The sequence below is a fragment of the Thermosynechococcus sp. HY213 genome (assembly GCF_031460975.1).
GTDB lineage: Bacteria > Cyanobacteriota > Cyanobacteriia > Thermosynechococcales > Thermosynechococcaceae > Thermosynechococcus.
In genome coordinates this window covers 22,131-45,152 of the sequence record NZ_JAVKVB010000017.1, presented here as the reverse complement: position 1 = coordinate 45,152, position 23,022 = coordinate 22,131, and the positions used below count along the sequence as shown (strand labels likewise).

General features: G+C 53.3%; 18 protein-coding genes and 1 pseudogene. 10 read left to right on the top strand and 9 right to left on the bottom strand.

Annotated elements, in window-relative coordinates; translation table 11 throughout:
• Positions 1-27 precede the first annotated feature (27 nt).
• Positions 28-129, top strand: a pseudogene (locus tag RHK62_RS13145) (IS630 transposase-related protein); the annotation flags it as partial.
• Positions 130-178: 49 nt separating this feature from the next.
• Here RHK62_RS13145 and hisH read toward each other — a convergent pair.
• Together hisH and RHK62_RS12225 are read right to left on the bottom strand one after the other, a co-directional pair.
• A complete protein-coding gene (hisH, locus tag RHK62_RS12230) occupies positions 179-832 on the bottom strand; it encodes an imidazole glycerol phosphate synthase subunit HisH (RefSeq protein ID WP_302678424.1) in 654 nt (217 codons plus the stop codon).
• Positions 833-861: 29 nt separating this feature from the next.
• Complete coding sequence (locus RHK62_RS12225; protein ID WP_302678423.1) at positions 862-1,473, bottom strand: cation diffusion facilitator family transporter; 612 nt, start codon at positions 1,471-1,473, stop codon at positions 862-864.
• Positions 1,474-1,622: 149 nt separating this feature from the next.
• On the opposite strand from RHK62_RS12225, the gene RHK62_RS12220 reads away from it, so the two are divergent.
• The 5 genes from RHK62_RS12220 to fumC all read left to right on the top strand — a co-directional run bounded on the left by RHK62_RS12220 (position 1,623) and on the right by fumC (position 13,849).
• Entirely contained in the window at positions 1,623-5,261 is a 3,639-nt protein-coding gene (locus RHK62_RS12220; RefSeq protein WP_302677398.1) for a helicase-related protein, read from the top strand.
• 143 nt (positions 5,262-5,404) lie between these two features.
• Entirely contained in the window at positions 5,405-8,644 is a 3,240-nt protein-coding gene (locus RHK62_RS12215; protein ID WP_310453775.1) for a DUF1156 domain-containing protein, read from the top strand.
• A 71-nt stretch (positions 8,645-8,715) separates the two neighbouring features.
• Entirely contained in the window at positions 8,716-8,967 is a 252-nt protein-coding gene (locus RHK62_RS12210) for a Uma2 family endonuclease (protein ID WP_302677400.1), read from the top strand.
• A 53-nt stretch (positions 8,968-9,020) separates the two neighbouring features.
• Positions 9,021-12,338, top strand: a complete 3,318-nt coding sequence (locus RHK62_RS12205; RefSeq protein WP_310453774.1) for a Swt1 family HEPN domain-containing protein — start codon at positions 9,021-9,023, stop codon at positions 12,336-12,338.
• Positions 12,339-12,445: 107 nt separating this feature from the next.
• A complete protein-coding gene (gene fumC / locus RHK62_RS12200; protein ID WP_310453773.1) occupies positions 12,446-13,849 on the top strand; it encodes a class II fumarate hydratase in 1,404 nt (467 codons plus the stop codon).
• Here the strand turns inward: fumC and RHK62_RS12195 are convergent.
• From RHK62_RS12195 to psbB, 4 genes are all read right to left on the bottom strand, one after another.
• Positions 13,801-15,066, bottom strand: a complete 1,266-nt coding sequence (locus tag RHK62_RS12195) for a dihydroorotase (protein WP_302678418.1) — start codon at positions 15,064-15,066, stop codon at positions 13,801-13,803. The two genes, fumC and RHK62_RS12195, sit on opposite strands and share 49 nt — an antisense overlap.
• Positions 15,067-15,069: 3 nt before the next feature.
• Positions 15,070-16,404 carry a histidine phosphatase family protein gene (locus tag RHK62_RS12190; RefSeq protein WP_255521539.1) on the bottom strand — a complete coding sequence of 445 codons (1,335 nt, stop codon included), beginning with the start codon at positions 16,402-16,404 and terminating at the stop codon, positions 15,070-15,072.
• A gap of 218 nt (positions 16,405-16,622) precedes the next feature.
• Positions 16,623-16,721: a photosystem II reaction center protein T gene (locus RHK62_RS12185; RefSeq protein WP_011057371.1), complete on the bottom strand. Its 99-nt coding sequence runs from the start codon at positions 16,719-16,721 to the stop codon at positions 16,623-16,625.
• A 19-nt stretch (positions 16,722-16,740) separates the two neighbouring features.
• The gene (psbB, locus tag RHK62_RS12180) at positions 16,741-18,273 is read right to left on the bottom strand and encodes a photosystem II chlorophyll-binding protein CP47 (protein WP_149819834.1); all 1,533 of its coding nucleotides are present in this window, start codon (positions 18,271-18,273) and stop codon (positions 16,741-16,743) included.
• A 189-nt stretch (positions 18,274-18,462) separates the two neighbouring features.
• Here psbB and RHK62_RS12175 point away from each other — a divergent pair, with 189 nt between their 5' ends.
• A complete protein-coding gene (locus tag RHK62_RS12175; protein WP_206200381.1) occupies positions 18,463-18,789 on the top strand; it encodes a 2Fe-2S iron-sulfur cluster-binding protein in 327 nt (108 codons plus the stop codon).
• Positions 18,790-18,817: 28 nt separating this feature from the next.
• Here the strand turns inward: RHK62_RS12175 and RHK62_RS12170 are convergent, their stop codons facing one another.
• Genes RHK62_RS12170 through RHK62_RS12160 form a run of 3 tightly spaced genes read right to left on the bottom strand, consistent with a single transcriptional unit; the run spans position 18,818 to position 21,435 of the window.
• Positions 18,818-19,945, bottom strand: a complete 1,128-nt coding sequence (locus RHK62_RS12170) for a DUF4350 domain-containing protein (protein WP_310453772.1) — start codon at positions 19,943-19,945, stop codon at positions 18,818-18,820.
• Positions 19,942-20,565, bottom strand: coding sequence for a DUF4129 domain-containing protein (locus RHK62_RS12165; RefSeq protein WP_310438599.1), 624 nt, complete (start codon positions 20,563-20,565; stop codon positions 19,942-19,944). Before RHK62_RS12165 ends, RHK62_RS12170 begins: the two co-directional genes overlap by 4 nt.
• A gap of 15 nt (positions 20,566-20,580) precedes the next feature.
• Positions 20,581-21,435: a universal stress protein gene (locus RHK62_RS12160; protein ID WP_302678415.1), complete on the bottom strand. Its 855-nt coding sequence runs from the start codon at positions 21,433-21,435 to the stop codon at positions 20,581-20,583.
• Between the two features lie 278 nt (positions 21,436-21,713).
• Here RHK62_RS12160 and RHK62_RS12155 point away from each other — a divergent pair, with 278 nt between their 5' ends.
• Genes RHK62_RS12155 through RHK62_RS12145 form a run of 3 tightly spaced genes read left to right on the top strand, consistent with a single transcriptional unit; the run spans position 21,714 to position 23,021 of the window.
• Complete coding sequence (locus RHK62_RS12155) at positions 21,714-22,235, top strand: photosystem I assembly protein Ycf3 (protein ID WP_149819824.1); 522 nt, start codon at positions 21,714-21,716, stop codon at positions 22,233-22,235.
• Positions 22,236-22,245: 10 nt separating this feature from the next.
• Complete coding sequence (gene gatC / locus RHK62_RS12150) at positions 22,246-22,539, top strand: Asp-tRNA(Asn)/Glu-tRNA(Gln) amidotransferase subunit GatC (RefSeq protein ID WP_302678414.1); 294 nt, start codon at positions 22,246-22,248, stop codon at positions 22,537-22,539.
• Between the two features lie 11 nt (positions 22,540-22,550).
• The gene (locus RHK62_RS12145) at positions 22,551-23,021 is read left to right on the top strand and encodes a hypothetical protein (protein ID WP_206200376.1); all 471 of its coding nucleotides are present in this window, start codon (positions 22,551-22,553) and stop codon (positions 23,019-23,021) included.
• Position 23,022 lies beyond the last annotated feature (1 nt).

The following is a 23,022-nucleotide window of genomic DNA, read 5'->3' as shown; positions in this document are numbered from 1 at the left end:
CAGTGAAGCGACTCAAAGCATCCCGATGACCGTTTAATCGATCGTGCCCAGCGATTTGGGGTACAAGTTTCCACCGTTGGTTACACCCTCAATCAGATGGGCATCACCCGAAAAAAACAGATGCGCTAGCAAGAACGGTGTGATGAGCTGATTCGCAATTATTGGACTGGATAATATCTCATTCTTGATTAAAATGGCCATACTGGTGTTTGACGAGAGTGACAAAGTTGCGCAGTAGTTGCAGGCCGATCTTGCCCGACTTTTCGGGGTGAAATTGACAAGCAAAGACATTGGTGCGGGCGATCGCGGCTGTGACAGTTTGCTGACCATGACGGACGGTGGCGGCCACTAACTCTGGATCCTCAGGGGCGACAAAGTAGGAGTGAACAAAATACACCCAAGGGGTTGGCGGTAAATTCTGCCAGAGGGGACAGGCGGGTTGCGTCAAGGTCAGTTGGTTCCAGCCCATGTGGGGGATGGGGAGACCGGGTTCAGATTGAAAGCGTTTGACTTTCCCCGCAAAAATACCAAGGCCGGGTTCTCTGCCTTCTTCACTGCACTCAAACAAGACTTGCAGACCCAGACAAATCCCCAAAAAGGGCATCCCCTGCTGAATCACCCGCTGAATGACAGGCACCAGTTCCCGCTCGTGGAGATGGGTCATGGCGGGGTCAAAGGCACCGACACCGGGGAGAACCACGGCATCCGCAGCACAAATGTCACTGGCGCGATCGCTCACTAAGGGCATTGCCCCCACCACATCAAGGGCTTTACTCACGGAATGCAGGTTGCCCATATCGTAGTCAATAATGGCGATCGCGGGTGTGCTCACAGAAAGCCTCTCCCAAAGGGTAACCCTACCTATTCTACAGGGGTACTCATCCCTGCTTGCCTTGCATCCCGAATAATGCGAATCCCGCCCCAAAGCACAAGGCTGGCGATGCCAAACCCCACAATCAAATCAGGATAAGGAGACTGAAAAACGACCACTAGCGCCCCTGCTCCAATCACGCTGACATTGGCAATGACATCGTTTTGGGTAAAAATCCAGCTCGCCCGCATATGCACCTCCCCCCGCCGATGTTGGGCAATTAGATACAGACAGCAAGTATTGGCTACTAGCCCAAGGAGGGCGATCGCCATCATCCAATCTGCCTCTGGGGCACTACCGCTGACAAAGCGACGGATCACATCCAGCAAAATTAGGGCGGCTAGCGTTATTTGAAACAGGCCACTTAGACTTGCTGCACGGGTTTTCTGCTTGAGCGATCGCCCCACGGCATAGAGGGAGAGGCCATAGACGAGAGCATCGGCCAGCATATCAAGAGAATCAGCAATCAAGGCAGTGGACTGGGCAAGGACGCCAGTAATCACCTCCACAAAAAACATGAGCACGTTGATCAGCAGCACAATTCGCAGGGTTTTGCGCTCCGCCGCATTTCTTGCTTCGATGTGGCAACCACAATCGGACATGGGCTATTCCCAAACGTATCTAAATATCATGGCTGAAGTAGCTATAGGGTTGCTAGACCTCGAATAGCACAATTGTTTGGTTAATGAATGCTGTAAATTAGCTAATAATAATAAGTAATATTAGAACCTCTTAGCCTGCCGCATCACTTATGGCAAAGCTTGAAGACCTGACCCACGGTACAGCAGTCAAAGGCCTTCTTCCGAATCAAATTGTCACAGTGATTGACGCAACGTGGTATGGAAGTGACGTCGTTGAATTGACTTATAAAGATTTCAATGGACAGCCTCACACAGAACTGCTGTTTCGCGATCGCGAGCCAGCCTTGGAGATTGTTAGTGCAGCTCGCCGCTGGAGTTTTGACGGGGACGGGGCATTATTGCGGTTAGTGTCTGAAGCTCATCGCATTCGACTAGCACACTTATTTGATCCGTTGCTAGCGGTGCATACCTCATTGGTAGAACCTTTACCCCATCAAATTACAGCGGTGTACGGCCAGATGCTGCCGCGTCAACCGTTGCGCTTTCTCCTAGCGGATGATCCGGGGGCAGGCAAAACCATTATGGCAGGGTTGCTGATTCGAGAATTGCTGATGCGGGGGGATTTACAGCGATGCCTGATTGTTTGCCCCGGCAGTTTGACAATACAATGGCAGGAGGAGTTGTCCCAAAAGTTTCACCTGCCCTTTGAGATACTCACCAATGACCGCATCGAAGCGGCGCGTACCGGGAATGTCTTTACAGAAATCCCCCTGCTGATTGCTCGCTTGGACAAGCTCAGCCGCGATGAAAATCTGCAACTCAAGCTCAAACAAAGCGATTGGGACTTAATTGTTGTTGATGAAGCGCATAAACTTTCTGCCTCCTTCTTTAGCGACGAGGTTAAAGAAACCAAGCGTTATCGATTAGGTAAGCTACTATCTACCCTAGCGCGTCATTTTTTGCTGATGACGGCAACACCCCACAATGGCAGAGAAGAAGATTTTCAGTTATTTCTGGCACTCCTAGATGGCGATCGCTTTGAAGGACGCTTTCGCGACGGTGTACACACTTGTGATGCTTCCGATTTAATGCGGCGAGTCGTCAAAGAAGATTTAGTCAAATTTGATGGCAGGCTCTTATTTCCAGAACGCTTAGCACACACCGTAAAGTATCTTCTGTCTGATCTGGAAGCAAAGCTTTACCAGCAAGTGACGGATTACGTCAGGACAGAATTCAACCGCGCAGACGCCTTAGGGAGCGATCGCCGTAAAGGAACTGTGGGTTTTGCCTTGACGATTTTGCAACGCCGCCTTGCCTCCTCGCCCCAAGCAATTTACGAATCCCTGCGTCGCCGGCGGGAAAGACTAGAGACACGACTGCGGGAAGAAAAACTTCGTCGACGAGCAGACAGAACAAGGAACTCTTCTCAGCCCCTTTTCCCTGATTCTCTGAGTTGGTCAAATGATTTAGATAAGGAACTGCAGGATTTACCTGCCGAAGAACGGGAACAATGGGAAGAAGAACTCGTTGATCAAGCAACCGCTGCTCAAACCATCACTGAACTGGAGGCAGAAATTCAGCAACTGCGTCAACTAGAAGAACTGGCATTACAGGTGTGGCGCAGTGGTCAGGACCGCAAGTGGGAGGAATTATCCAAACTCCTACAAAACCAGAAGGAAATGTTTGATGCGGGTGGTCATCGGCGCAAGTTAGTCATTTTTACCGAGCATCGGGACACATTGAACTATCTGGTTGACAAAATCAGCAATTTGTTGGGTTCTAAGGAAGCTGTCGTTGCCATTCACGGCGCCATGGGTCGCGAAGAACGTAAAAAAGCTGAAGAAGCCTTTAAGCAGGATGTAGCAGTACAGATTTTGGTTGCGACCGATGCGGCCGGAGAAGGGATTAACCTACAGCGGGCACATTTGATGATCAACTATGACTTGCCTTGGAACCCTAATCGCTTGGAGCAACGGTTCGGGCGTATCCACCGCATTGGTCAAACCGAAGTGTGTCATTTGTGGAATTTGGTTGCTGAGGAGACTCGTGAAGGGGATGTGTATTTAGCCCTACTGAAAAAGCTAGAAATTCAGCACCAAGCACTAGGGGGCAAGGTTTTTGATGTTTTGGGCAAGGCGATCGCCGGTAAAGAGTTGCAGGAGTTAATGATCGAGGCCATTCGCTACGGCGAGAAGCCACAGGTGAGGGCGAAATTAGAAAGGATTATTGACAATCGCTTGGATATTAACCAGCTACGAAAACTGCTAGAGGAACGGGCACTAGCTCGTGATTGCATGGACATCAGTCAAGTCCAACAGATTCGCCAAGAAATGGAACGGGCTGAAGCTCGCAAACTGCAACCTCACTATATTGCTGCTTTTTTCCTAGAGGCATTTCGGCGCCTAGGGGGTAGCATTCGCCAGCGCGAACCAAATCGCTATGAGATTACCCATGTGCCAGCGCTCATTCGCGATCGCGACCGTCTCATTGGCATGGGTGCAGCGATTCCAAAACGGTATGAGAGGGTTTGCTTTGAAAAAAGCTTGATGAGTGTTTGCGGTAAACCCTTGGCAGAATTGATTTCCCCTAGTCACCCTTTACTGAGTGCCACTATTGACTTGATTCTGGAACAGCACCGGCATATTTTGCGCCAAGGGGCCATTCTGGTGGACGAAAATGATCCCAGTGAAGAGATCAGAGTTTTAGTCTATTTAGAACATGCCATCCAAGATGGCCGCATTGGGCAAGATGGTCAACGCCGAGTCGTCTCGCGGCGGATGCAGTATGTGGAGATGCGGGCCAGAAGAAGTGAGGATATAGAAGAGGGAAGAAGTGAGCAACAAAGCTACCATTTATCTCTCTCTCCTCGAAACGCAGGTTATGCACCTTACCTTGACTATCGCCCCTTGGCTGAAACGGAAAAACCTCTATTAGCGCCGCTGCTGGCTCAACTGCCCACTGGCGACGAGATTGAAAAGACTGCGACGAGCTATGCCGCTTGCCATCTTGTGCCTGAGCATCTCCAAGAGATCCGCCAACAAAAGGAAAAACTGATTGACAAGACGATCAGAGCAGTCAAAGATCGCCTCACCAAAGAGATTAACTACTGGGATCATCGGGCGGCAGAGTTGCATTTACAGGAGCAAGCAGGCAAAACCAATGCCAAGCTCAACTCTGTGAAAGCCCAACAACGAGCCGACGAGTTGTCTGCACGTCTGCAAAAGCGTCTAGCAGAGTTGGATCAGGAACGCCGATTATCCCCCCTGCCACCTGTGGTTGTGGCTGCGGTGCTAGTGGTGCCCATTGGGCTGTTGCAGCGGTTAGAGGGAAAACGAGAATCGACAGCCGCTATCTTTGCTAAGGAAACTAGGCGGGTAGAGCGAGCGGCAATTGCAGCCGTCATAGCGATGGAGCGATCGCTGGGGTATGAACCGCGAGATGTGAGTGATCACAAGTGCGGCTATGACATTGAATCCGTGGTACTGGGCACGGGGCAGTTACGGTTTATCGAAGTCAAAGGTCGGGTTGAAGGTGCTGAAACAGTTACCGTTACTAAAAACGAAATTCTGACGGCGCTGAACAAGCCCGATAGCTACATTTTGGCATTGGTGCAGGTGCCAGTGAGCCGCAATTTCCCTGAAGGAGATGCTTTTGCCCTACGTGAAGCGAGTGGAGAGTATCAAGTTGCGGAAAAAAACTGTGTGGTGCGCTATGTTCGTCAGCCCTTTCAACGAGAACCAGATTTTGCCGCTAGTAGCGTCAACTACAGTTGGAAGGAACTATGGAATCAAGGCAGTGAGCCAAGGTGAGGTATGGTTATGATGATTATTACCTGAAATAGCTTAAAATGTTGGCAAGAAACAAGGTTCTCAAGGCATTGCGCCAGTGGGTACGAGAACAAGTAACAGTGTCTTGAACTCAAACCATCAAATATTAAGATAATTTGCAAGTGATGACCTACCGCAAAAAACTCATTGAAGTTGCCCTGCCCCTAGAAGCCATCAACCTCGAATCGGCCCGTGAAAAATACATCCACCATGGCCATCCTTCCACGCTGCATTTGTGGTGGGCGCGGCGACCCTTAGCAACCTGTCGCGCTGTCCTATGGGCATCGTTGGTGGATGATCCTTCGAGTTGGCCAGACAAGTTCCCCACCGAAGAGGAGCAACAGCGGGAACGGCAGCGGTTGTTTGATATTTTGGCTCGGATTGAGGTGGTGCGGGATCGGAAAGGCAATGCAAAACAGGTGGTGCGGGGCTTGGTGTCTTGGGATGATGTCAATGATCCGAACTCTGGGGTGCTAGAGGCAGCGCAGCGCGAGATTGCCCGCTGCTTGGCGTGGGATAGAGGGGAAGAGCCGCCAACCGATCCCAAAGCGGTGCGGGAATACATTGCCCAGTATGCGCCACCAGTGTATGACCCCTTTGCCGGTGGCGGGTCGATTCCCTTGGAGGCGCAGCGGTTGGGGCTGGAAGCCCATGCCAGTGATTTGAATCCCGTAGCGGTGTTGATCAATAAGGCATTGATTGAGATTCCGCCGAAGTTCAAGGATCAAGCGCCGGTGAATCCGGTGGATTGCCCTCACCCCCCAACCGCCTCTCCCAGAGGGCGAGGAAGAGAAAGGGCAGGCTTAAATCGCTGGTATGGAGCACAGGGACTCGCGGCGGATGTGCGCTATTACGGAGAATGGATGCGAGATGAGGCGTTTAAGCGGATTGGGCATCTGTACCCGAAGGTTGCCCTCACCCCCCAACCCCCTCTCCCAGAGGGCGAGGAGGAGCTAGAGAAGTGGGAAATTTCTGTTCTGCCTCACCCCCCAACCCCTTCACCCCCCAGCCCCCTCTCCCCAAAAGAGCGAGTGGGAGAATCAGAACCCTCTCCCTCTGGGAAAGGGCAGGGTGAGGGAAAAGCAACGGTGATTGCGTGGCTATGGGCAAGAACGGTCAAATGCCCGAACCCGGCCTGTGGCTGCCAGATGCCGTTGGTACGGAGTTTTCAGCTTTCGACCAAGAAGGGGAAAGAGGCTTGGGTGGAGCCGGTAATTGATCACCCTCATCCCCTAGCCCCTTCTCCCATCAAGGGTGAGGGGACTCAAATCCGGTTTGTGGTGAAGTCGGGCAAAGGCAGAGCACCAGAGGGAACGGTAGACCGCAAAGGGGCACGCTGCATCGCCTGCGGAACGCCCGTACCGTTGGAGTATGTGCGATCGGAGGGCAGAGCCGGACGCATGGGACAGCAATTGATGGCCATTGTTGCTGAGGGACAAAATGGACGGGTGTATCTCGCACCCACCCCAGAACAGGAAGCCATTGCTAATTCGGCGCAACCCACTTGGAAACCAGAAACAGAGCTTATTTGTAAATCTGGGGTGATCAATGCACCGCTTTACGGCATGACCAAACACGCCGATCTCTTCACCCCGCGTCAACTGGTGGCGCTGACCACCTTCAGCGATTTGGTGGGGGAAGCACAGGCAAAGGCGACTCAGGATGCCATTGCTGCTGGGCTACCGGATGATGATGTGCCGTTGCATGAGGGCGGAACGGGGGCTAGAGCCTATGGAGAGGCGATCGCCACTTATTTGGCGTTTGCTACAGATAAAGCTAGCGATTACTGGTCCGGGCTTTGTAGTTGGGATTCTTCATACGAAAAGATGAGAAATACTTTTGGTCGCCAAGCAATCCCGATGGTCTGGGATTATGCCGAATGCTGCCCCTTTAGTAAATCTACTGGAAACTGGATGGCTTGTGTAGATTGGGTTTGGAAAGTAATTGAAAAATCTTTTAGTTCTAAAAATGGACAAGTCACTCAACATGACGCAACTGCTCCCCACCCCCACGACACCACCCCCAAACTCATCTCCACCGATCCACCCTATTACGACAACATTGGGTATGCAGATTTGTCAGATTTCTTTTATGTGTGGTTACGGCGTTCTCTTCAATTTATATACCCAAATCTCTTTGGTACATTATTAACCCCTAAAGCCCAAGAATTGGTTGCGGATAACTTCCGTCATGGCACCAAACAAAAAGCAAAGGAATTTTTTGAAGAAGGACTCGGCAAAACCTTTGAACGTCTCAATAAAGTTGTTCACTCAGACTATCCATTAACGGTTTACTACGCCTTCAAGCAAGAAGAAGACCCCTCACCCCCCGACTCCCTCTCCCAAAATGGGCGAGGGGGGGAAGAAGATATCGACACCGCTCTAATTCCCCTCTCTCGCTCTAGGAGAGGGGCTAGAGGTGAGGGCAGCAGAGCTTCAACCGGTTGGGAAACCATGCTAGAAGGCTTAATCAAAGCTGGCTTTAGTATCGATGGTACTTGGCCCATGCGTACCGAACTCGCCAGCCGCATGCGTGGACAAGCCTCCAACGCTCTCGCCTCCTCGATCGTCCTTGTTTGCCGTCCTCGCCCTGCGGATGCCCCCAAAATCACCCGTCGCCAATTCCTCAGCGAACTCAAACGCGAACTCCCCAGAGCCCTCAACACCCTGCAGCAGGGCAATATCGCCCCCGTAGACTTTGCCCAAGCCAGCATTGGCCCCGGCATGGCTGTCTTCTCCCGATATGCCGCCGTTCTGGAAAACGATGGCACTCCCATGCGCGTGCGCACTGCCCTGGAACTGATCAACCAAACCCTCGACGAATACCTCACCGAGCAAGAGGGCGAATTCGACAGCGACACCCGCTGGGCTCTCATCTGGTTCGAGCAACACCAATTCAATGAAGGGCCATACGGCGATGCCGAAACCCTCAGCAAAGCCAAAAATACCACCGTCCAAGGCATGGTCAATGGGGGCATCCTCGAAGCCAAGGGCGGCAAAGTGCGTTTGTTGACAAGAGAGGAAATCGCAAAGAGGAACGGGAAACGCGAAAAGAGAAAGGAGAAAAGAGAAGAGAGGAATGAACCGTCCACCTCGCTCCTCACTTCTCCCCTATGGTTGATCACCCAACTGCTGATCCATGCTTTGGATAAACAAGGGGAAACTGGCGCTGCCGAACTCCTCGCTCAACTGGGCGATCGCGCCATTTTTGCCCGCGATTTGGCCTATCGGTTGTATAGCCTGTGCGATCGCAAGAGGTGGAGCCAAGAGGCTCTCGCTTACAACAGCCTTGTGAGTTCTTGGCCAGAAATGACCCGTCTAGCTGCCACGATGCAAGCATCTACGCAGATTAACCTACAATTTTAGGCCTATTGTAGGCGTAATAAACTGCACACCAACTCCTTAATGGTTGAATGATTAATGATTAAAGTAACCCCATGATTGCCCTGAACCTACGCCCCACTCTTCAACTCACCGACAACCTTGCTTTTCTCCAAGCCAAAATGCAGGAGTATATAGATAATGGTGCTCATGGTGCTCAGCTGGGTTGGTTAATTGCTCCCGAAACCCGACAAGTTTATTGCTATCAACCCCAACAAGCCGTAGAAGTTTTAGAACATCCATCTTGCCTTTCAGGAGAACCTCTGTTACGCCACTTCGTGATGGATTTAACCCTGATTTGGGATTAGCTATCATAGTCTTACAGCTCTTGCTTGATCAGCCCTCTTGCCATAATCACACGATGAGCATTAGTAACTACGAACGAGTGGGACGCTCCCTAAATTTGCTTCTCGATGGGCTTTACCCCTTTGTGGAACGGGAAATGAAAGCCAGCTATGGCGATCGCTGGTTGCAAGAGGCTGCTCAATGCCTACCTGAGTATAACCAATACAACAATCCTGCAGAGGTCCTGCAGCAAGATGTATCTGCCCTGCTGATCGTCATTTGGGAACGGTGGAATGAAGTCTTCAAAACGATCTTAGGAAGGGCAGAGCGGACACTGGTCAGTGAGTTACGCGAAACTCGTAACAAGTGGGCACATACCAACACTTTTTCGACCGATGATGCCTACCGCGCCCTCGATAGCGTCAACCGCCTGCTCAGCGCTATTTCCGCTCCTCAAGCTGCCGAAGTTGATAAACAAAAGCAAGAATTATTGCGCATTCGCTTTGAGGAGCAAGCCCGCAATATCACCCGCCGCACCACCACCACACCGACGGAAGGGCAACCTATGGCCGGACTCAAGCCTTGGCGGGAAATTGCTACCCCCCATCCTGATGTTGCCTCCGGTCGCTTTCAACAAGCCGAATTTGCTGCCGACCTCTGGCAGGTCTATCTGGATGAAGGCTCTGACGAGTACCGCAATCCCAGCGAATTTTATCGCCGCACCTACATCACCGAAGGACTGAAACAACTGCTGGCCAACGCTCTACGACGGCTCAGCGGTCAGGGCGGCGATCCGGTGATTGAGCTGCAAACCAACTTTGGCGGTGGCAAAACCCACGCCATGCTGGCTCTATACCATCTGTGTCATGCAAGATCAAGTGCTGACTTGCCGGGGATGGAGCCGATCTTCCAAGAAGTAGGGCTGACGACACCGCCTCAAAATGTCAGTGTGGCAGTTTTAGTGGGCAATAAACTTCAGCCCAGCGGCATTGTCCCCTATAGACCCGAACACCAGCGCCAAAATCGCCCTTTGATTAAAACCCTTTGGGGCGAGCTGGCTTGGCAATTGGGTGGAGCCGAAGGCTATGAACTGGTGCGGCAAGCCGATGAAACCTCCACCAATCCGGGTGATGCTCTCAAGGTGCTGTTCAATCGCTTTTCCCCCTGTCTAATTTTGATTGATGAATGGGTGTCCTATGCGCGGCAACTGCATGAGCACAGTGATCTGGCCGGAGGGAGCTTTGATACCCAGTTTACCTTTGCCCAAACGCTGAGTGAATCGGCTAAGAATGCCAAAGATACCCTCTTGGTGGTCAGTATCCCCTCTTCAGATATTGAGATTGGGGGCGATCGCGGGAAAGAAGCCCTAGAGAGACTGAAAAATGCCATTGGTCGGGTGGAATCTCCTTGGCGGCCGGCAAGTGCCGAAGAAAGCTTTGAAATTGTCCGCCGCCGTCTGTTTCAGCCCATCACTGACCCCAATTTGTTTGTGCAGCGGGATGCGGTTGTCAAAGCCTTTATGGACATGTACCGCAACCAAAGCCAAGAGTTTCCTAGCGAGTGCAAAGAACCTGACTACGAGCGTCGCCTAAAAGCGGCCTACCCGATTCATCCGGAACTGTTTGACCGCTTGTATGCCGACTGGTCCACGCTCGATAAATTTCAACGCACCCGCGGCGTACTCCGCCTAATGGCCAAGGTGATTCATTGCCTGTGGGCACGAGAAGACCGCAGTTTGATGATCCTGCCTGCCCATGTGCCAATGGATGATCAGCAGGTTCAGGCGGAACTGACTCGCTATCTTGAAGACAATTGGCTACCTGTCATTGACAAAGATGTGGATGGTGCCAATTCCCTACCATTGACCCTCGATCGCCAAAACTCCAACCTAGGGCGCTACTCCGCCTGCCGCCGTGTTGCTCGCACCATCTACATGGGATCTGCCCCCACCCTGCGTGCTGCCAACCGAGGCATTGACGATCGCCGCATTAAGCTGGGCTGTGTGCAACCCGGTGAAACCCCTGCTACCTTTGGCGATGCCTTACGCTATTTGACGGATCGTGCCACCTACCTCTACGTGGACGAAAGCAAACGCTACTGGATTTCCACACAACCTAACGTTAACCGCACTGCCCAAGAACGGGCAGAACAAATCCTCAGCGATCGCGACCCCGTTTGGGCAGAGGTCATCCGACGGCTCAAAAACAATCAAAATCGCGGCGAATTCAGCGCCGTCCATGTTGCTCCCGACTCCACGGCGGATATTCCCGACGACTGTACTCAAGGGGTTCGGCTGGTGGTTCTGCATCCCCAACATGCCCACAGCAAAGGCAATCCTGACAGCCCTGCCCGCCAATGGGTGGAAGATGCCCTCAACCACAGGGGGAACAGTCCCCGTTACTACAAGAATACCCTGCTTTTTTTGGCAGCCGATAAAACCAAACTGGAAAACTTAGAACGCAACACTGCCCAATACCTAGCGTGGAAGGGAATCGTCGATGAAAAGGAAATTCTCAACTTAGATACCTTCCAGACCAAACAGGCAGAGACGAAGCTGAAACAGTTTGATAACGATGTTACGACTCTCCTCAACGAGACCTATCAGTGGCTTCTCGTGCCTCAACAACCTGATCCCCAGGGCAAAATTGAGTGGAGAGAAACCCGACTACAAGGGCAGGCTTCCCCCATTGTGCAAGCCAGCGACAAAGCCGTGCATGAAGGGGATCTATTACCGAATTACTCCGCCACTAATCTGCGACTTGAAGCACTTGATAAATATCTCTGGCGGCAAAGCGACCACATTGATCTCAAACAGACATGGGAATGTTTGACACGGTATCTCTATCTGCCGCGTTTGAAAAATCAAGAGGTTTTGTTAAAAGCAGTGCGCAGCGGTGTGGCCTCAACGGTGTGGGCAGATAACTTTGCCTATGCTGAAGGCGTTGATGACCAGACAGGCAAGTATCTCGGTCTGCAAGTGGGAACAGGCATTAACCCTAGCATTAGTCCCCAAAGCCTGCTAGTAAAGCCAGAAGTTGCTCAAGAACAGCTCAATAGAGAGAGGAGAGAGAATCCAGAAGAGAGAAAAGAGACTGCAGATGGTAGCTCAGTTTCCTTCACGCCTCACGCCGCACCGCTCACTCCGCCATCCTCTACCCCTATCCTCCGCAGATTTTATGGCAATGTGGAGCTTGATCCAAAGCGGCTGAACCGAGATGTGGCTACGATCGCCAGCGAAGTGGTTCAACACCTGATTGCATTGGATGGTACCGTTAAAGTTACCCTAGAAATCGAAGCTGAGATTCCTAGAGGGATTCCAGAAGAGGTTGTGCGTACCGTCATGGAGAATTGCAAAACACTCAAATTTAAGAATCAATCCTTTGAGCAGAGTTAACAGGGGAGCGCGCTGGAGGCAAGGTAGGGTTTAACGGCTGCAACTGTTGCTCCTGCTGCAATGATGCAATGATGAGAGATGGGTTTTCCCCCTCGGTATGACGAATCATGACAATTGCAACTCGCCTAGAATACGACTCCCTCGGTGCCATTGAGGTACCAGCGGACTGCTACTGGGGTGCCCAGACGGCGCGCTCCCTAAAGTATTTTCCCATCAGTCACGAGCGCATGCCCCTCGAGGTTATTCATGCCATGGCACGGCTGAAAAAGGCAGCCGCGATCGCCAACCGCGATTTCGGGGTTTTAGCTGCCGATAAAGCGGCATGGATTATGCAAGCAGCCGATGAAGTCATTGAAGGGCGCTGGGATGATCAGTTTCCCCTCTCCATCTGGCAGACGGGTAGTGGTACCCAAACCAATATGAATGTAAATGAGGTGATTGCTAACCGTGCCATTGAACTGGCGGGGGGGGTGAAGGGGAGCAAAACGCCAATTCATCCCAATGACCATGTGAACTGTAGCCAGTCTTCTAATGACACCTTTCCGGCGGCGATGCATATTGCCACAGTGATTGAGCTGCAGGAGCGACTGCTGCCGATGGTGCGGCACTTACTGGCCGTATTGCAGGAAAAGGTCACCACTTTTGCCGACATTATTAAAATTGGCCGCACCCACTTGATGGATGCCGTGCCTCTCACCCTTGGCCAAGAATTCTCGGGTTACGCCAGTCAAATTGCAGCCTGTCAAGCCCATATTGAGTACGCACTCCAGCATCTGTATCCCCTCGCCATTGGCGGTACGGCCGTGGGGACGGGTTTGAATGCCCCCGCCGGTTTTGGCGATCGCGTGGCGGCAGAATTAGCCCAAATGACGGGGTATCCCTTCTGCAAAGCCGAGAACCCCTTTGCTGCCTTGGCCGCCCATGATCCCTTGGTGATGCTCAGTGGTGCCCTGAAAACCTTGGCCGCAGCAATGATGAAAATGGCCAACGACATTCGCTGGCTGGCTTCAGGCCCCCGTTGTGGTCTAGGAGAACTGATCTTACCTGCTAATGAGCCGGGGTCGTCGATTATGCCGGGTAAGGTCAACCCCACCCAATGTGAAGCCCTAACGATGGTCTGTGTGCAAGTGATGGGCAACGACGCCGCAGTGGGCATCGCGGGCAGTCAAGGAAATTTTGAACTCAATGTTTATAAGCCCCTGATCATTCACAATGTGCTGCGATCGATCAAACTGCTGAGTGATGCCGGTCAAGCCTTTACCCAGTTTTGCCTCGTGGGCATTGAACCCAATCGGGAGCAAATTCAGCGCCATTTGCAGCGATCGCTCATGTTGGTGACGGCTTTGAACCCCCACATCGGCTATGACAAGGCAGCAGCCGTCGCGAAAAAGGCCTACAGCGAAGGTAAAACCCTGAAGGAAGCGGCGGTGGAATTGGGGTATCTTACGGCTGAGGAATTTGATCAGTGGGTGCGGCCAGAGTTGATGCTGGGTGAAAAGGACACTAATTGACCCCGCAGGGAGTGCTGCCAAAAGGGCGTATTGCGAGCGCGCGATCGCAGGCTTTGGTGCGTCACTGTCCAAGTCACCGTCGGATCAAAGAGCACAAAATTGCGACTGTGCAGTTCGAGACGGGGTGGCTCAATGCTCAAAATCCGCGCCGGTGCCGTACTGAGGGCATGCCACAGGTCAAGGGCACTCAAGTATTCCTTGACAACCAGTTCCTGCCAGAGGGCGGGTAGGGCTAATTCGAGACCAATGGCACCGGGGAGTGCCTCGGCAAAGGAAACCATTTTTTCTTCATAGAGCAAGGGGGTGTGGTCAATGGCGATCGCCTCAATAACCCCCGTTTTGAGTCCTTCGATCAGGGCTTGGCGATCGCTGGCCGTTCCTAGGGGCGGGTCAAGGCGCAGATGCGGATCGTAACTGGCTAGATCCTCAACCGTAAAGAGCAAATGTAACCACGACACACTGGCACTGACCTGTTCAGGTTTGTCCTTAGCAAGAATCTCGACACTGCGAGCGGTTGACAGGCGCATGAGGTGAATTGGGGTTGAGACGGTGCGTGCCAATTCCAAAATCGCCAATAGAGGAATGGTTTCACAGCAGACCAGTTGCTCCACCAATCCGAGACGAGTGGCTACCCCACTTTGCCGTGCCACCCCATTGGCGGCCAAGGCCGGGTCAAAGGGCCAAAGGGCAACGGGTTTGCCTAGGGGCTGGACATAGGTGAGTGCCCGCTGCACCAAAGGCCAATGGGTCAACCCCCGATCATCACAAAAGCCAACTACCCCACTGGCCGCCAGTTCCGCTAAATCGGTTAAAGCCGTCCCTTGGCATCCTTGGGTGAGTGCGCCCCAAGCCCGTACCTGTGACCAAGTCGTCCGCGGTATCTCCTGCTGCAGCCCTTGCCAGACGGCAGGATCATCAATCACGGGGTTTGTAGTCGGTAAGAGGGTTAAATGCTGCACCCCACCGGCAGCGGCAGCGGCCAAGAGTGTCTCAAGGGTTTCTCGCGCCTCATAACCCGGCTGACCACTGTGGCTATAGAGATCTACCAAGGGGGGAGCCAACACCCATTCTGATGCATCAATGATTTCGGCGTCAGCAGGTACCTCTTGGGGGGCGATCGCCACCAATTGATCCGCCGCCAGCAGCACATCGGCGCGATAATCTTGGCGGTTGACCGGATCCAGCAGCCGCACCTGTTGCAACAGTCGCCACACCATCGCCTACAAGGCTCCCGCCGCCGTCCGATCCAGCACGCCCCCCAAATGGGTGGTGATATTCACTGCCTGCAATCGCGGCAGACCGCCCTTGAGGGGATAGTCAATTACCGTGACGCTGCCATTGCCCTGCTTAAAGAGCCAGAAGTTTTCAATGCCTAGGCCAACAATGTGGCAGAGCAAGACCTTATTAGTGGCATCATGAGCCACAACCAAAACATTGTGGGGGGTGGGAGCATTGGTTTTCCAGCGCTTCAGCCACTCTTCCCATGCCTTAACCACGCGATCGCGCACCTGTTCGAGGTTTTCCCCATTGGGCATTTGCACCAGAGCCGGGGTGGTACGCCAGCGTTCCAGTTCCCCCGGATAGGCCGCCGCCACCTCCGGTTCAAACTTGCCCTCCCAATCCCCGTGGCTAATCTCGGCAAGGGCTGGTTCTAGCTCTAGCTCGACATCAGGGTGATACTGCAAAATCGCCAAGGCCGTATCCTTGGGCCGCCGTAGGGGACTACTCAAGGCATGGTGAAAGGGCACCTCCTTGAGGAACTCGGCCACCGCCGCCGCTTGGGCACGGCCATTTTCATTCAGGGGCACATCAATTTGCCCTTGGAAGCGTCCCTCGCGATTCCAGTCCGTTTCACCATGGCGTACCAGAAAGATGCGCAGCGTTTGCTCCTTGAAACGGGGTTGCGGAAAAGGATCATTGAGATGGCTCGTGAGATTGAGGGCTTCTAGTTGTGCGGGTTGCCGCAAGCCATTGCTGAAATTGAGGACACTAATGCCGCCATTGGCCTGCTGGAGCCGTAAATAGCCCTTGACCCCCAAGCCGAGACCCGTGCAAATCAGGGCACGATTCATACCGCTGTGGCCGACAATGACAATCGTTTCATTTTCGTGAGCCGTCAGCAGCGCTTCCAAAACCATGCCCGCGCGATCGTAGAGATCCAATAGCGGAAAAAACTCCTGGGTTTGGCCACTCTCCGTGGTGATTTTCATCATCAAGGTTTCTGGGGCTTCCTGCCAGCGGCGATAGTCCTCGGGAAACCGTGCCTTCACTTCGGCAAAGGGCAGATCTTCCCAAGCGGGCAGCGCAATCTCTTTGAGTAAATCAAGGGAATGGGGTGGCTTGAGTTGCGGGTCTTGGAGCTGAGCATGGATGCCCTCTGCGGTTTCCTTTGCCCGTTTCAGGGGACTGGTGTAAATCTTGCGGATGGGAATGCCCCGCAGGGCCAGACCCACTTGGGCTGCCATCCAGTGACCGCGCTCCGTCAGTGAAGAGGCATCACTGTGACCTTGCACCCGCTCTTGGACATTAAACGTGCTTTCACCGTGGCGGACAATGATGACTCGGGTACTCAGAGGTTTCTCCTTAACAATTCACAGACAACAAACTTGGCCATCCCACCTTGCCATACAGACTTTAGCAGAAACTGTGGCTTCAGGAGCGACAGATTCGAGAATTGGCGGGCATCATCTCTTGAGCATCACATAAAAATCAAAAAACCGACCGCAGGGGCGATCGGCAAGTATTAAAGACCTATTCGCTGATGGATCAGAGGCTACTTCTTGGTGATCCGAGGAGGCTCACGGAAGAAGATGGCAAAGAAGAACAGCGCGATAATGCAGGCAAAGATGAAAACGTAGGTGATGGTTTCCATAGTAGTCCCCTAGGAATGACTAGACAGCTTCTTTGCGACGAGTGGTGACATCGCCCACTTTTTGGTAGAAGCCCCATTCCACTTGCTCCGGCGACAGTTCGGGATCAATCCCAGAGAAGACATCGCGGAACAGCGTGCGGGCACCATGCCAAATGTGACCAAAGAAGAAGAGCAAGGCAAACACTGCATGGCCGAAGGTAAACCAGCCACGGGGACTGGTGCGGAAAATCCCGTCGGAGTTGAGGGTTTCCTTATCGAATTCAAAGATCTCACCGAAGATAGCTTTACGGGCATAGCTCTTGACGGTGGGTGGATCGGTGAAGGTTTGGCCGTTCAATTCACCACCGTAGAAGCTGACGGTCACGCCTTGTTGCTCAAAGCTATACTTCGACTCGGCACGCCGGAAGGGAATGTCGGCTTTGACAACGCCATTCTTATCGGTGAGGATGACGGGGAAGCTTTCAAAGAAGGCAGGCATGCGACGGACAAAGAGTTCTTCACCCTCTTTGTTGCGGAAGACGGCATGGCCTTTCCAAGCTTGGGCAATGCCATCCCCTTTGTTCATCGGGCCAGTACGGAAGAGACCACCTTTGGCGGGGTTGTTGCCAATGTAATCGTAGAAGGCCAGTTTCTCTGGAATGGCTGACCAAGCCTCTTCAAGGGTGGCGCCACTGGCGAGGGAGGCCTGCACACGGCGGTTAATTTCCTGTTGGAAGTAGCCACTGTCCCACTGATAGCGCGTCGGCCCAAAGAGTTCAATGGGCGTGGTGGCACTGCCATACCACATCGTGCCGGCAACAACAAAGGCAGCAAAGAAGACGGCAGCAATACTGCTGGAGAGTACCGTTTCAATATTCCCCATGCGCAGAGCTTTGTACAGCCGTTGGGGTGGACGTACCAGCAGGTGGAATAAACCAGCAATAATACCGACAATGCCTGCGGCGATATGGTGAGCAACCACACCACCGGGGTTGTAGGGATTAAAGCCATCGGGTCCCCATTCGGGTGCCACAGGCTGGACACTGCCCGTCAAGCCATAGGGGTCAGAGACCCACATCCCAGGACCAAAAAGACCGGTCAGGTGAAAAGCACCAAAGCTAAAGCAGAGTAAACCAGCAAGGAACAGGTGAATGCCAAACATTTTCGGCAAGTCGAGGGCAGGCTCACCGGTGCGAGGATCGCGGAAGAGTTCCAAATCCCAATAGACCCAGTGCCAGCAGGCCGCCAAGAACAACAGACCTGACAGGACGATGTGAGCGAGGGCAACCCCCTCAAAGCTCCAAAAACCAGGGTCAATCCCTGTTTCGCCAGTAATACTCCAACCGCTCCAAGACCCCGTGACCCCCAACCGTGCCATGAAGGGCAAGACAAACATTCCCTGCCGCCACATTGGGTTGAGAACGGGATCACTGGGATCAAAAATAGCTAGCTCATAAAGAGCCATCGACCCTGCCCAACCGGCGACCAATGCCGTGTGCATCAGGTGGGCGGCAATCAACCGTCCTGGATCGTTGATCAGGACAGTGTGGACTCGGTACCAGGGTAGTCCCATTGACTACGCTCCTCCTATACAAAAATTTAGCGTTTGCATGAACAAATTTTATTAAGCAGCCGGATCACGGTAACAACCGCTTCCCTACTAAGAGTTTAACGGCCAATTTACCCGTAACTTCAGCTACGGTTGGGCAGTTTTTCTGCCAAAATGAGAATGTATTAAGAATGGTAACTAGCGTCGGTTCCTATGGCAAGCAAAGCTGAATTTGTGGGCACAAATATTAAGTTTGTTAACGAAAACAAAGAAGTGATTGCTGCCGACGGCGCGAATCTGCGCTTAAAAGCAATGGAAGCGGGGGTTGACCTCTATACCCTCAAGGGCAAGCTCTTTAATTGTGGGGGCTATGGCCAGTGTGGCACCTGTATTGTTGAGATCGTCGAGGGTATGGAAAACCTCTCCCCCCGCACACCAGTGGAAGAACGCAAGCTCCGCCGTAAGCCAGAGAATTATCGCTTGGCTTGCCAAACCCTTGTCTATGGACCCGTGTGTGTGAAGACAAAGCCCAAAAGCTAGGTGAGGCTTGCTGATGGGGTCAATTAGACTAGTCAACCGTTTGCAGAGCCTGCACAACACTGGCGGCCTGCTCTAGCCACCTGAGTAACTGAGAATCGTCGAGGCTGTTGGTCACACTGAAGAGATCTTGCAGGAGTTCGGGCGATCGCCCGGTGGTGCGTTGCCAAGCTTGTAGGAGTTCAGCATCCTTGGGCAGATCGGCAGCAGTGGTTGCAAGGCCTAATTGGTTTGCCAGATCATAGCGGAGACGATCCTGAAGCTGTTTTAGAACAAACGTCCGCTGCTGTGCCCGTTGCAAAACGCCCGCTAGTGCTTCAATGTAGGCGGCACTATTACTGGAGACGGGTTCTTTCTCCAATAAGGGTGGGCCAAAACGTTGACTTTGCTGCCATAGCAAAAAGAGAACCAAGAGGGCAAGTTGCAACCCCACCGCCAACCAAGGGGTACGACTGAAGTAGTCGAAGAGGGTTTGAGGCACTGTCTCCCTGACCACATCCTCTGGGGAGCGTTGGCGATAGCCGTGGAGCCATTCATCAAAGTAAATCGTTGCCCCCGGCGTAACCACGTTCTGCAAAATCTCGGCCACAACGGCAAAGTTCGCAAGGGGGGGGTCACCGCCATAGACATTGGCCACCAGCCAAGGATAGACCCCAAGGATTCGTTGTCCATGGTTCTGGGGACTAGTGGCTTGCCTGAGATAGACAATTGAACCATGATCATCCTTGAGCAGGGGGCGATCGCCCCGCTGACGGGGGACGCGGCGGCGCGTTTCAATCAACACCTTGCCCTGAGGAGTGGAGAGGCGCTGTACAAAGGGGGCTGCGGTGGGTTCCCCATGCCAGTAAAAGCGCACCAGCGTATTGCCCTGAGCCAGCCACTCCAAAAGAGGCGGTGACCAGCCAATGGGACGACTACTTATTTGAATGAAAACGTGCCCCTCACCCTTGAGGTTGGCATAGTCCCGCTGCCAACGCGCCACTTGGAACCCCTGCTGCTCCAGATAGGCATAAAATTTCTGCGTGCCCCAAGGGGAGGGATCAAAGGAGGAGCCAGCGCGGCTACTGGGAGCCACCGCCAAAATCAGGAGACCAACCACCAACAGCACAAGGACAGCGCAGCCGAGGAAAAACCACTGGCGACGGTTGATCGCGATCATTGGTGGCGCTCCCGCAGGAAGGGTTCCACCTCAAAATAGGCGGCTTGACAGGTGGCTAGGGTTTGGGCATCCACCGCTTCGGCGCCATAGTAACTGCGACTGTGAACTTGAAAGAGGTGCTGAATACTCCGCCGCACGGCTGGCGATCGCTCCCCCAGTTGAAAGAGTCGCTCCAATTCCCGTAGATAGTCGCCATTGGTGCAGTGGGGCTGTAGCCGTAGCCAGCCCGCCTCCTGCAACCGATAGAGCAAGGCCATGTAGAGGGCACGGCAGGCTCCTCGGTAGTCTCTCGCCAATTGTAGGCTTTGGGCGAGTTCTAACCATTCCCGTACAGGTCTGGGGCGCTCCTCAAGGGTAGAAGCCAGTGTTGCTGAGGAGGATCGCGATCGCCGCTGCCACCATCGCCACAGGCTGCGCCCTAGGAAATAGAGGGCGAGTCCAAGGCCAACGAGCAAGACCCCTTGCAAGAACCAGCGTAGCCATGCCTCTAAGGAGGGGGAGTCCTGCCAAAATGGCTCCGTTTGCTGGCGAAAGAGTTGGAGAAAGCTGTACTCAAGGGCTTCACCCAATTGTCGCCACTGGCGATCGCCCTGCCAGCGCAGATCATCGAAAAAGGTCACCGTCGCCAGACCAGACTACGCCTCCGATTGTCGCACAAAGAGCACGGGGCACTCGGCATAGACCCGCACATAGTCAGACAGGGAGGTGCCCAAAAGGCGATCCAAGTCGGGTAAACTGCGAGCGATGGACGGACGCCGATCCGGGGAACCCAGAACGAGGAGATCGGCATTGGTGTCAACCGCAATGCGGCAGATTTCTTCACCAGGCTTGCCGGTGGTCAGGACACACTGGTATTCCACACCCCGCTGCTTGGCCACCGTTGCGGCTTCCGAGAGAATCGGATCTTTTTCAGCAGCCGTGCTAGGGGTATCAGCATGACCTTTGAGGTCGGGATTGACGTGGGCAAGAATGAGTTTGCCCCCCTTGACCCCCTCTATTAGGCGCACGGCTAAGTCCAAGGAGGCCTTGGCTGCAGCAGAATTATTGAGCGCTACCATGATGCGGTTAATTTTCTTCACAAAGAGGTCATCGCGCACCAGCAACATCGGTCGGGAAGACAGTTGAAACACATATTGGCTGACGGAGTTTTCGAGAATGGATTGCAGGCGCTTGAGTCCCCGCGATCCCATGATGATTAAGTCGGCATTGATTTCATCGGCCACGTGCAACACGGTATCTTTGGGATCCCCCTCCCGCAGCATGGTATTGACACTAATGACGGGGTCAAGATGCAGTCGGGCAACGGCTTCCGCTAGGAGTTTGGCACCCGCTTGACGTTGTTCGGCCATCTCCTCGGCAGTAATTTTCGGTGGAATCACGTGCAAAACAGTGACGGCAGCGCGTTGAATCGCTGGCAACTCCATCAGCGACTTGAGCATTTGTTCGGATTGTCCAGTTCCTGAGTCTGCCAATAGAATATTTTCAATCATAAATCTCAAACTCCCAACATCTGGTGAGCATCAGGGCACGGATGGCCACTACAGCCCTTTTCCCAAGGATGGCACACGCTGAAAACAGTCAAAACTGCTGGAGGATAGGATGCTCTCCTCATTCGTACACGCCACATCTCAAGAAAAGGGCTGTATGACGATCTTAGGTCTGGGTTAGGGGCTTCTTGGTGGAACGCTACAAATCTTAGGCATTGGCTAGGGGGCGCTCTTGGGAGTGCTTTTGATACACTAGGCAAGAGGCCGTTCAAGGAATCCCTATGCCGCGATCGCAACGGAACGACAATTTTATTGACAAAACCTTTACGGTCATGGCTGACCTCATTCTCAAGGTCTTGCCCACCAGTTCGCAGTCAAAAACCGCCTTTGCCTATTACCGCGATGGCATGTCTGCCCAAGCCGATGGCGAGTATGCTGAGGCACTGGAGAACTACCAAGCAGCCCTAGAACTAGAGGAAGACCCCAACGATCGCAGCTACATTCTCTACAACATTGGCCTGATCCACGCCAGTAACGGCGATCATGAAAAAGCCCTAGAGTATTATCACCAAGCCCTTGAACTCAATCCCCGCATGCCCCAAGCCCTCAATAATATTGCGGTGATCTACCACTACTTGGGCACACAGGCAGAGGAGCAACAGCGCTCCGAGGAGGCTGAACAACTCTTCGATCGCGCCGCAGACTACTGGAAACGGGCGATTCAACTGGCGCCCAATAACTATATCGAGGCGCAAAACTGGCTGAAGACCACGGGTCGCTCCAGCATGGATGTTTATTTCTAAGGGATTACCCATGGCAACAAAAGTTATTACCACAGAGGATGTGCGCAAGGTGGCTCACTTGGCTCGCCTCGCCCTTGAGGAAAGCGAAATTGAAGCCCTGACCCAGCAACTAGATAGCATCCTTGACTATGTGAACCAATTGAGTGAACTGGATGTCACGGATATTCCACCGACGACCCGTGCGATTGAAGTCAGTAATGTAACCCGTCCCGACGTGTTGGAGCCTTGGCCAAATCGCGAGGACTTGCTGGCGATCGCCCCGGATCGCGAGGATGACTTTTTCCGTGTGCCCAAAATTATGTAAGGCATCAGGCTGTGCGGCGGCGTCAATCCCACCATTTACAACTGGACTTATTTCCCTTCCTCTCGATCTTGGCCTGCACCATTGGCACGCTGATCCTGTTAGTGGTGGTCATCAGTGCCAGCAGCCTTGGGCGAGAACGTACCAATGTGCAAATTTTGGCACGGGAAAATGCCCAAAATGACGGGCGTACCCCCCGCTATCTAGAGTGCCGTCGCGAGGGGGTGATCATTCATCCGCGAAAGGTGCTTGTGCGGGCAGCAGATCTGGCCAAACCGACCTCGCCACTGGCCATTTTGTTGGCCAATCTCCGCCGTCAGCGCGATCGCGAGTACATTATTATTGCCGTGCGCCCCGATGGCTTTGACTGCTTTGAGGAGGTGCGCTACCAAGCAGAACGGGCGGGGGTGGCTCTCGGCTACGAACCCTTCAATGCGGAATGGGAGTTGTGTGTGCCGGCACCGGGGCGCAGCAATTGTCCCTAGG

Bases quoted from the DNA above. Each gene is read 5' to 3' on its own strand.
- RHK62_RS12225 (WP_302678423.1), bottom strand. From the start codon at position 1,473: ATGTCCGATTGTGGTTGCCACATCGAAGCAAGAAATGCGGCGGAGCGC.
- RHK62_RS12220 (WP_302677398.1), top strand. From the start codon at position 1,623: ATGGCAAAGCTTGAAGACCTGACCCACGGTACAGCAGTCAAAGGCCTT.
- RHK62_RS12215 (WP_310453775.1), top strand. From the start codon at position 5,405: ATGACCTACCGCAAAAAACTCATTGAAGTTGCCCTGCCCCTAGAAGCC.
- RHK62_RS12210 (WP_302677400.1), top strand. From the start codon at position 8,716: ATGATTGCCCTGAACCTACGCCCCACTCTTCAACTCACCGACAACCTT.
- RHK62_RS12205 (WP_310453774.1), top strand. From the start codon at position 9,021: ATGAGCATTAGTAACTACGAACGAGTGGGACGCTCCCTAAATTTGCTT.
- fumC (WP_310453773.1), top strand. From the start codon at position 12,446: ATGACAATTGCAACTCGCCTAGAATACGACTCCCTCGGTGCCATTGAG.
- RHK62_RS12195 (WP_302678418.1), bottom strand. From the start codon at position 15,066: ATGGTGTGGCGACTGTTGCAACAGGTGCGGCTGCTGGATCCGGTCAAC.
- RHK62_RS12185 (WP_011057371.1), bottom strand. From the start codon at position 16,721: ATGGAAACCATCACCTACGTTTTCATCTTTGCCTGCATTATCGCGCTG.
- psbB (WP_149819834.1), bottom strand. From the start codon at position 18,273: ATGGGACTACCCTGGTACCGAGTCCACACTGTCCTGATCAACGATCCA.
- RHK62_RS12175 (WP_206200381.1), top strand. From the start codon at position 18,463: ATGGCAAGCAAAGCTGAATTTGTGGGCACAAATATTAAGTTTGTTAAC.
- RHK62_RS12170 (WP_310453772.1), bottom strand. From the start codon at position 19,945: ATGATCGCGATCAACCGTCGCCAGTGGTTTTTCCTCGGCTGCGCTGTC.
- RHK62_RS12160 (WP_302678415.1), bottom strand. From the start codon at position 21,435: ATGATTGAAAATATTCTATTGGCAGACTCAGGAACTGGACAATCCGAA.
- RHK62_RS12155 (WP_149819824.1), top strand. From the start codon at position 21,714: ATGCCGCGATCGCAACGGAACGACAATTTTATTGACAAAACCTTTACG.
- gatC (WP_302678414.1), top strand. From the start codon at position 22,246: ATGGCAACAAAAGTTATTACCACAGAGGATGTGCGCAAGGTGGCTCAC.